8 protein-coding genes and 2 tRNA genes are annotated in these 9,230 nt (G+C 59.1%); 9 read left to right on the forward strand and 1 reads right to left on the reverse strand.

Features of this window, described 5'->3' with window-relative positions; genetic code table 11:
• The 4 genes from PF446_RS03585 to PF446_RS03600 all read left to right on the forward strand — a co-directional run.
• A partial coding sequence (locus PF446_RS03585; protein WP_298069814.1) for a DHHA1 domain-containing protein occupies positions 1 to 942 on the forward strand: 942 nt, incomplete at its 5' end.
• A 268-nt stretch (positions 943 to 1,210) separates the two neighbouring features.
• Positions 1,211 to 1,438, forward strand: coding sequence for a carbon storage regulator CsrA (gene csrA, locus PF446_RS03590; RefSeq protein ID WP_298069816.1), 228 nt, complete (start codon positions 1,211 to 1,213; stop codon positions 1,436 to 1,438).
• Positions 1,439 to 1,504: 66 nt separating this feature from the next.
• Positions 1,505 to 1,597, forward strand: a tRNA-Ser gene (locus PF446_RS03595).
• A gap of 167 nt (positions 1,598 to 1,764) precedes the next feature.
• A tRNA-Arg gene (locus tag PF446_RS03600) sits at positions 1,765 to 1,841 on the forward strand.
• A gap of 307 nt (positions 1,842 to 2,148) precedes the next feature.
• Here PF446_RS03600 and PF446_RS03605 read toward each other — a convergent pair.
• Complete coding sequence (locus PF446_RS03605; RefSeq protein ID WP_298069828.1) at positions 2,149 to 2,544, reverse strand: transposase family protein; 396 nt, start codon at positions 2,542 to 2,544, stop codon at positions 2,149 to 2,151.
• Positions 2,545 to 3,243: 699 nt separating this feature from the next.
• Here PF446_RS03605 and PF446_RS03610 point away from each other — a divergent pair.
• The 5 genes from PF446_RS03610 to PF446_RS03630 form a co-directional block, all read left to right on the forward strand.
• Entirely contained in the window at positions 3,244 to 4,596 is a 1,353-nt protein-coding gene (locus tag PF446_RS03610) for a TIGR03013 family XrtA/PEP-CTERM system glycosyltransferase (protein ID WP_298069818.1), read from the forward strand.
• A 19-nt stretch (positions 4,597 to 4,615) separates the two neighbouring features.
• Positions 4,616 to 5,239, forward strand: a complete 624-nt coding sequence (locus PF446_RS03615; RefSeq protein WP_298069820.1) for an XrtA/PEP-CTERM system exopolysaccharide export protein — start codon at positions 4,616 to 4,618, stop codon at positions 5,237 to 5,239.
• Between the two features lie 50 nt (positions 5,240 to 5,289).
• Complete coding sequence (locus PF446_RS03620) at positions 5,290 to 6,876, forward strand: XrtA system polysaccharide chain length determinant (protein ID WP_298069822.1); 1,587 nt, start codon at positions 5,290 to 5,292, stop codon at positions 6,874 to 6,876.
• Positions 6,873 to 7,766 carry an AAA family ATPase gene (locus PF446_RS03625; RefSeq protein WP_298069824.1) on the forward strand — a complete coding sequence of 298 codons (894 nt, stop codon included), beginning with the start codon at positions 6,873 to 6,875 and terminating at the stop codon, positions 7,764 to 7,766. Before PF446_RS03620 ends, PF446_RS03625 begins: the two co-directional genes overlap by 4 nt.
• Before the next feature lie 127 nt (positions 7,767 to 7,893).
• Positions 7,894 to 9,230, forward strand: a 1,337-nt coding sequence (locus PF446_RS03630) for a TIGR03016 family PEP-CTERM system-associated outer membrane protein (RefSeq protein WP_298069826.1), incomplete at its 3' end; no start/stop codon positions are given.

The following is a 9,230-nucleotide window of genomic DNA, read 5'->3' on the forward strand; positions in this document are numbered from 1 at the left end:
CACTCGGCCACGCATCTGCTGCACGCGGCACTGCGCGAGGTGCTGGGCACGCATGTGACGCAGAAGGGTTCGCTGGTGGCTCCTGACCGCCTGCGTTTCGACTTTGCAAACGAACAGCCGGTGACGCTCGCCGAGCTGCACGAGATCGAAACCCTGGTCAATGCCCAGGTCCGGCGCAACCAGGCCGTGGATGTGCGCCACATGGGCTATCAGGAGGCCATTGATTTCGGCGCCATGGCGCTGTTTGGCGAGAAGTACGGCGATCAGGTCCGGGTGTTGAAGATGGGTGATTTCTCGACCGAGTTGTGTGGCGGCACCCATGTCTCGCGTACCGGTGACATCGGCTTGTTCAAGATTGTTTCCGAGTCCGGTGTCGCGGCCGGCATCCGCCGTATCGAGGCGGTTACCGGTGTCGGTGCGCAAGTCCACGTGGAGACCGAGGAGGCCCGGCTGCGGGAAATGATCGAGTTGCTGGGCGCCGGCAGTGCCGACGTGGTGGACAAGCTGCGCCAGGTGTTCGAGCGCAGTCGCCAGATGGAGCGTGAACTGGAGGCACTGAAGTCACGTGCCGCATCGGCGGCCTCGGCCGATCTTGCCGGGCAGGCCCGTGAGATCAACGGCGTGAAGGTGGTCGCTGCACGCCTGCCCGGCATGGATCGCAAGGATCTGCGCGAAGGAGTGGATCAGCTGAAGCAGCAACTGGGCGACTGCGTGGTGCTTTTGGCCAGCGCAGCGGATGGCAAGGTGACCCTCGTGTGCGGTGTCAACGGACGCGCGCTGGAGAGGGTCAAGGCTGGAAGCATCGTGTCCCAGGTGGCCTCCCAGATCGAGGGCAAGGGGGGCGGTCGTCCCGATATGGCGCAAGGTGGCGGTGTCGATTCTCCGGCGCTGGATACGGCACTGGAAGCGCTCACCTCATGGCTGGAAAAGTTGCTGGCTTGACCCGCTTTTTGCCTCCTGTTCACGAATTGGCTGTCGTAACAGCAATTGCGCCCGGCTTGTGTCGCGGCTAGTATCGGTCGACCATTGGAAATGTTTGCCCAATGGAGGCGGATGGCGGGGAACGCCGTCATCCACTCAAGTTACAGAAATCAGGACAGAAATCAGGGGTGGGCCATGACGTTGAGTGACGTCAGGTAGAGTTTCGCGCAATCAGGGGTGAGGTGCGCGACCCGAGTCATGGCCCTGATGGAGCCAGGAGTAGTAAATAATGTTGATACTGACCCGTAGAGTCGGTGAAACCCTTATGATCGGTGACGAGGTGACCGTTACCGTTCTGGGTGTGAAGGGCAATCAGGTGCGCATTGGCATCAATGCGCCCAAGCACGTGTCTGTTCATCGCGAGGAGATCTACCAACGCATCCAGCGTGAGCACGATCACGCCGGAGATGCCGGCACAGGCGTCGCTGAGGACGATCCCCAGTTGCAGATTGAGTGAAGGGTTTGCGGCTTCGAACGCTTGCAGCTATCCTACGCGGCTTCCGGTACGCGGAAGACATGCACCGGAGAGATGCCCGAGTGGCTGAAGGGGCTCCCCTGCTAAGGGAGTAGAGGGTTAATAGCCTTCTCGAGGGTTCGAATCCCTCTCTCTCCGCCAATTTACACCCGTAGTTGCTCAGGTGATGTCGCGTTTGCCTGCACATGATGTCTGGCAACGGAATCGACATTGCATGAAGGCGGTTGACGTGGCGCAACGGTTTGCCAATAATGCCGCGCCTTGCCGTTTGATTGATCAAACGCTGGCAACAGCAACAATCTGAATACGCGCCCGTAGCTCAGCTGGATAGAGTACCTGGCTACGAACCAGGCGGTCGGGAGTTCGAATCTCTCCGGGCGCGCCATACACAGGAAAAGGCCAGCAGGCGTCAGCCCGCTGGCCTTTTTTTGGGTTGTTCACCCAACTGCGGGTAAGGCCGCGCGTATCTTGAGGAAAAAAGCAGGCATCATCTCGGTATACGCAAGTCCTGCACTTGATGCCCAGATTTTGTTGTTGATGCTCACGATCAGGTTTGTGTCCAACGGCCAGCGGCTGTGGGCAAGGATGCCGGCGAGCCAGGGTTGCAGACGCCTCAGGAAGATCTTCAACGGTTCGATGTCACGGTCCAGGGCGCACTACTTCCAGGTCCGCAGGGCCCAGCCCAGGCGGCGCTAGCGCCATAGCTGTTTGGGGTCATCCTTGAACGCGTACACCGACCCACAGCACGCGCTTGCGCTCGGGCTGCAACACCGCCGTTGCGTAACGGGGCCCTTCTGGATCGCAAACGCGTCGATCGCGATCACGGTCACGCCGGTCAGATCGACCGGTCCGCAGGTGCGTTCCCGATGCTGGCGGTCGATCTGCCTGACCGTCCTCCAGCTGAAGCCGAACCAGCGGGCGGCGTGCACTAGCGCGGTGACGGTGCGCAGTCGGGCCACACTCTCGGCCAGGCGTCGTGTGACCCGGGCATAGGGGGCCAGCCAGTCGAGTGGTTCCCGCCGCGGGCGACAGTTCGGACAGGCCAACCGATCACGCGACACCACCAGCTCCAGCGAGGACTCGAACACTGGCAAGTCCTATTTGCGAGGCGAACGCTGGTCGTGCACCGCCGTCCGCACAGCACCGGCCCGAGCAGCTGCGCCCGATCCCCGGCTGCGGCTGCAGCCAGATCACCAGCCAGAGGCGCCCCGACCGGCCCTCATGCCGCCAACACTCAATGCCATATCCAACCCAGCCTCCCAGCAGGGACATCCCGTCTGCCTTGGCAACGGCGGCCTCAGTTCGTTACCTGGAGAACAGCAAGTCAACAGCAAGTCTGCACGGTCGGCCGTGCGCTTCCCCCTCAGCTGGGACAAGAACTTTTATTTGTCCTCAGTGTCTGATTTTGCCCGGCGGTTGTCATCGCGCCGCAATCGTGAAGCCGTAAATTGATGGCGCTGGATGGGATGGACCGGATCAATCGGATCAACCACATGTGCCTGCCGGGGACGATGGGCGAGTTCCCCGGCGAAGGACTGAACGGCTTGCTGTCAACAGCGGGAAGTCCAAGCCAAGGCGGTCTGGTTCAGGCCAAAAGTATAGGGAAATCAGGGCGGCATATCCCACACAAAAATGTGTGCGCTATGCCACATTGTGTGATATAAAACACACTCAGCTTTGTGCCAGGTTGGCTGGTGGATGGATCCATCAGATAGAAGGCGCTACAGGGGGCTGGAAGGATGTCCAGGTTTTTACAACTCAGCGCGTTAAGCTGGCAGTTCCTGCTGGTGCTGGTCGAATTCTTGCTAATCACGGCAAGCGTTTACGCTGCGGTGATGCTGCGTTTTTGGGGCCATGCCGGCACCCAGACCGCATTCGAGCAGGATTTGTATTGGCGCGCTTCACTGGTTGCAATCTTGCTGATCCTGTCAATGGCAGCGCTCGGCTTGTACCAGATTCACCTGCGGGCAGGGTGGCTTGGACGGCTCAGCCGTCTGGCAGTCGCCTTCGTGCTGGGCGGCATGGCACTTACCGTGCTGTTCTATCTTGTTCCTGAGTTAGATCTGGGCCGAGGTGTTCTCGGCATTTCATTGCTGCTCGGCTATCTTGTCGTGTCGATATGGGGTTTGCTGTCCCAAAGTCTTGTGGACGCGGACCTTTTCAAGCGCCGTGTGATCATGCTCGGTGCCGGTGAGCGCGCAGCTGAGTTCGTTCTCATGATGCGCCGCAAGACCGATCAACGCGGATTCAAACTCCTGGGTTGCGTACCGATCGGCGCCGATCCGGTGTCTGTTTCCGAATCATTGCTGCTGCATCCAGACGGGACCTTGAACGAATGGGTGTCTCGGCTCGGCGTGCAGGAAATCGTGGTGGGACCGGACGACCGTCGCGGCACCTTGCCAGTGGACGCACTGCTGGAATGCAAGAAGTCAGGCAGAGCTGTGACCGAGCTCGCCCAGTTTGTCGAGCGTGAGGCCGGCAAAATCAAGATGGGGCCGACCAGTCCATCCTGGCTTGTGTTTTCGGATGGCTTCAACGCCTCTCCCATGCGGTCCATGACAAAGCGCGCCTTCGATCTGGGCACCGCCCTGCTGGTATCGCTGGTCGCTGGGCCGCTCATGCTGTTGACTGCGTTGGCAATCCGGATGGAGTCGGGACCCGGAGCGCCGATCCTGTATCGTCAGGAACGTGTCGGTGAAAACGGCAAGGTGTTCCGGTTGATCAAGTTCCGCAGTATGGGTGTCGACGCCGAGAGCGACGGCGTGGCACGTTGGGCCAGCAAGAACGACGATCGGGTAACCCGGGTCGGACGATTCATTCGCAAGGCCCGGCTGGACGAATTGCCGCAGATCTGGAACGTGCTGCGCGGCGACATGAGCTTCGTCGGTCCGCGACCGGAGCGGCCCAAGTTTGTGAACGAATTCAACGTGCGCATTGGTTACTATGCGCTGCGTCATGCCGTAAAGCCGGGTCTGACCGGTTGGGCCCAACTGCGCTATTCCTACGGTTCGTCCATGAAAGACGCCGAGGAAAAGCTGAAGTACGACCTGTTCTACGTGAAAAACCACAACTTCGTCTTTGATCTGGCCATCCTGGTTCAGACCGTAGAGGTCGTTTTGTTCGGGCGCGGTTCGCGCTGAAATTTCGGAGACCTAGGCAGTGAAATTCATATCGCGAAACTATTTTGTCATGCTGCTTGTGGCGGTTGGATTTGCGTTGCTGAGTGGTTGCAGCAGCACACCGATCATCAATGGACCGACAGCTGCGCCCCAACAGGCCGAGCGCTACATCATCGGTCCGGGCGATTCGCTGAATATCTTCGTGCGCGAAAACCCTAACCTGACCACCACGGTACCGGTGCGCCCGGACGGGCGTATCTCCATTCCATTGGTACAGTCCATCGTCGCTGCCGGCAAAACCCCGGAACAATTGGCGGGGAACCTGGAAAAGTCCCTGAGCCGCTACATCCGTTCCCCCCAGGTGACCGTGATCGTCAAGAGTTTCGTCGGCGCCTACAGCCAGCAGGTGCGCGTGGTCGGGCAGGCGACGACACCCAAGGCCGTACCTTACCGCAGCGGCATGACCTTGCTTGACGTGATGATCGACGTCGGAGGCCTTACCAAGTTTGCCTCAGGGAACAGTGCCAAGATCGTGCGCCATCTGCCCGACGGCAAGGAGCAGACCATCCCGGTGCGGCTGGGCGACCTCATGAATGGCGCGATCAAGGACAACGTGGTCATGCGCCCCGGCGATATCCTGATCATTCCCGAATCTTATTTCTGACTTGATGAGCGCGGATGCATGGCAACCATTGGCGACATCGGAAAACAGTGATGCAGAACCCATCCTTCGATTTGCATGAAATTTTCCAGAATGTGCTTCTGGAGGTACGCGCCGCCTGGCGCTATCGCTGGCACGCCCTGATCGTTGCATGGTGCCTGATGCTCGTGGGGGCCGCGCTGGTTTTCACTCTGCCGAACAAGTATGCGGCCAGTGCCCAGGTGTATGCCGACACCGAAGCGTTGAGCAATCCACTGCTCAAAGGGGTTGCTGTGCAGCCTGACGTGCGCCAGCGCCTGAACATCATCACCCATACATTGCTGACGCGGCCCAACCTCGAATCCGTGGCGGACAAGACCGGCTTGTCGTCGCGCGCCACGACCCCGGAGAGCAAGGAGCAGTTGTTGAGCAGTCTCGGCGCCGCAGTGCAGATCAAGGAAGCCGGTACGCGGGATCTCTACACCATAAGTTATGCCGACCCCGACCGGAAGATGGCGCTGAAAGTGGTCCAGGCGTTTTTGCAGATACTCATGAACGACACCTTGGGCGCGAATTCTGCTTCAACAGATACGGCACAGAATTTCCTGCAACAGCAGGTCCAGGACTACAGTCAGAAGTTGAACGATGCGGAGAACAAACTCGCTGCTTTCCAGGCTGCCAACGTCGGCTATATTCCCAATCAGGGCGGCAGTGACTATTTCACGCGCCTGCAGGCCGCCAAGACCCAATTGCAGAACCTGCAGGATCAATACGATACGGCAGTGTCCGGCCGTGCCATGGCACATCAGCAAATGCAGGCCATGACGAGCGGCCCGGTATCCGGTGGTGTTGATCCACGCACTCAGGGGATCGACCAGCAAATCGCGGCATACCAGCAGCAGCTCAACAAGCTGTTGCTGAGTTACACCGATAAATATCCGGACGTAATTTCCACCAAGCGCATGATTTCGCAATTGAAAAAGCGACGTGCTGCGCTGCAGAAGGATGCCTCGGGCACATCGTCAATGGGGGTGGTCTCGGATAATCCGGTATATCAGGAGATGCAAAAATCCCTGTATGCCACCCAGGTCCAGATCCAGAAGCTGTCAACACAGATCGGCCTGCAAAAAAAGCGGATCAATGATCTCAAGAGCCAGGCTGGCAGGATCACCGGTGTGCAAGCCACCTTGCAGAAACTGACACGCAATTACGAAACCATCAAGAAGCAATACGATCAGTTATTGGCGCGCCTGAATACGGCGCAACTGTCGCAGGACGCAACACAAAGCGGGAACAATCTGAAATTCCAGGTGGTCAATCCCCCGGATGCTCCGTTGCGTCCCGTGAGCCCGAAACGTGGTCTGTTGCTTTTGCTGGTATTCGTGCTGGCTGTGGCTGTCGGCGGTGGGTTTGCCTATTTCCTGCACAAGATCAGGCCGGTGTACGTGAGCCTCAAGGGGCTGCGGCAGTCAAGCGATTATCCGGTGCTGGGAGCCATCAGCATGGTTGTTTCGCAGGCACGGCAGGTGGCTCGACGCCGCGAAGTCATCGGATTCTGCGCCGGCGGCGGTCTGTTGGCCGTGGTTTTGGTGCTGGGGCTTGCCTTCGATGGCCCGCTTACCCGTTTGGTGCAGCATATCTTTGTCATGGGTTCCGTATGAAGATCGTCGAAAAGGCAGCTGAAAAACTCAAGGCTTTGCATCCGGAGCCGCAGGAGTCGACGCAAATCGACCCGGTATCGGACGCGGCATCAGCATCAGCGGTCCCGGACGTCGAGCGTTTGCAGGAACAGCGGCAGGTAGTGGATCGGCCTTCGGAAACCGCCCCGCTGTGCCACGTGGACCAAATGGCGCTCAAGCGGATGGGCTATCTTCCCTCCAATCATGAGGGAGATGAACGGCTCAACGATGAGATGCGCCGTATCAAGCGGCCGTTGTTGGCCAATGTGACCGGAAAGAACGCCAAGACACCGGCGCATGCCCAACGCATCCTGGTCACCAGCCCCATGCCGGGCGAAGGCAAGACCTTCACCGCCGTCAATCTCGCCCTGAGCCTGGCGCGCGAGCCGGACTTCGAAGTATTGCTGGTCGACGGTGACATACCGAAGTCCAGCCTCACTCGGGCTTTCGGTCTCGATGGCCGGCCCGGGCTCATGGACGTGCTGGCCGATGACAAGTGCAGGCCGGAATCGGTCATCGTGCGCACCGATGTTCCGAACCTGCAGGTGGTGCCGGTAGGGAAGCGTCATAAGCTCACCGCTGAATTGTTCGGTAGCCGCCGCATGCAGGATGTGCTCGAAGCATTTGGCGGGAAGAATCGCCGACGTCTTATGGTATTCGACTCCTCGCCCTTGCTGGCAACTTCGGAATCTCCTCTGCTGGCTTCGCACATGGGCCAGGTGCTTGTGGTGGTGGCAGCAAGCCGCACCCGACAGCAGGCGTTCAATGCATCTTTGCAAAGTTTGCACGCCTCCCAGTTTGTCGGCCTGATCCTAAACATGAGCCGCCTGCCGGCGAGCGAGAACTATTACGACAGTGGATATGGCAACTAGCCCCGATTTCCCACAGCATCAGGCGACGAAGCGACGTGAATACCGGTTTTCACCATCGCTGGCAATGGTTGTGGCTGCCGTCCTGGCCAATGGCTGGGCACCCGCACGGGCCCAGGATGTCCCGGTCATGGGGCCCACGACCACGACCCCCGCTCAGACAGGGCAAGATGCGAATGCGCAAGAGCGGATCGGTACCGTTCGGCAGCCGACCCTGGCCGACCCGGGCTGGGTGACGGGCATCACACTGGGGGAGTTGTATACCGACAACCTGAGGCTGGCGGCTGGCAGCAAGCCGAAACAAACGAGCTGGATCACCCAGATCCAGCCTTTTATCAAGGCAGCCTACAGCGGACCACATTTTTCCGGGTTGTTCGATTACCGCATCACCGGAGATCTGTATCCGGGCCAGGCCGGTTACAACCAGTTGACCCAGAACCTGAAAGCCCAGGCCACGTTCACCATTGATCCGCAGCACCTGTTTGTCGATGCCACCGCACTGTATGGAAGCCGGGTCATCAACAATCAATTGGCAAGTTCACCCAGCACGTATTTTCTCAGCAACAACCGCGCCAACGTTGCAACAGCAACGGTCAGTCCATACTGGGTCCAGGACCTTGGCAGCGCCGGCATCATGAAGCTGCGCTACAGTCACGGGCGTGTGGTGTACAACACGAGAGGCATCCCTGCGCAAAGGGCCGGCGTGTTGTACGGCATCTCAAACGTCAAGAGCAACGCGCTGCAATTCAGCCTGGTGAGTCCCAAGGGCAGGTCGTGGGGCTGGGATCTGCAGTATTCCAATCAGCGCATCAAGCAGGATGCTGCCACGAAGGGCGTGGATTTCGAGGTTGCCAAGCTGGGAACCTACGTTGAAGTCAGCACTTCTGCCCGATTGCTGGCCGATGCGGGCAAGGAAAACAAATTCCTTCCGGATGGAACGGTTGAGAAGATGGGTGCGCGATTCTGGGATGCAGGTTTCTCCTGGGCGAACAGTCTGTACAGACTCAAGGCGCTGGTCGGACATCATTTTTACGGTCGCAGCTACCAGTTTTCCTGGGAGCGCACAGGAGCCCTGCTGACGACGAGCCTCAGGTATGAGGAACGACCGACCGATCTCAACCAGCAGTTGCTGGGACAGAACCCGGGTCAGCTCATTGCTTCACCCATCGGCGAGTCCGTTCTTCCCTCGCTGCTGGAGCGACGAATTTACCTGATGAAACGCGCCACGGCATCGGCGGATTACCTGATGCCGAAGGGCAACCTGCGTGTGACGCTTTATGACGAGCGGCGGACCTTTATCATGTTGGGAAACCGCCAGGAAAAAATTGCCAATGCAAATGTCGACTGGCTGTTCGATATCGGTGCCTTCACCACGTTGACACCGACGCTGGGCTGGCAGCGGTATACCTTCCAGGACGGTCAGGTTTCGCACAACACCTATGAGCAATTGGCGTTGGTCCATCAATT

Source organism: Oleiagrimonas sp. (genome assembly GCF_027858935.1).
Lineage (GTDB): Bacteria > Pseudomonadota > Gammaproteobacteria > Xanthomonadales > Rhodanobacteraceae > Oleiagrimonas.

Excerpts from the sequence above, each read along its gene's own strand:
- csrA (WP_298069816.1), top strand. The coding sequence starts at position 1,211 with ATGTTGATACTGACCCGTAGAGTCGGTGAAACCCTTATGATCGGTGAC.
- PF446_RS03620 (WP_298069822.1), top strand. The coding sequence starts at position 5,290 with ATGCAGAACCCATCCTTCGATTTGCATGAAATTTTCCAGAATGTGCTT.
- PF446_RS03625 (WP_298069824.1), top strand. The coding sequence starts at position 6,873 with ATGAAGATCGTCGAAAAGGCAGCTGAAAAACTCAAGGCTTTGCATCCG.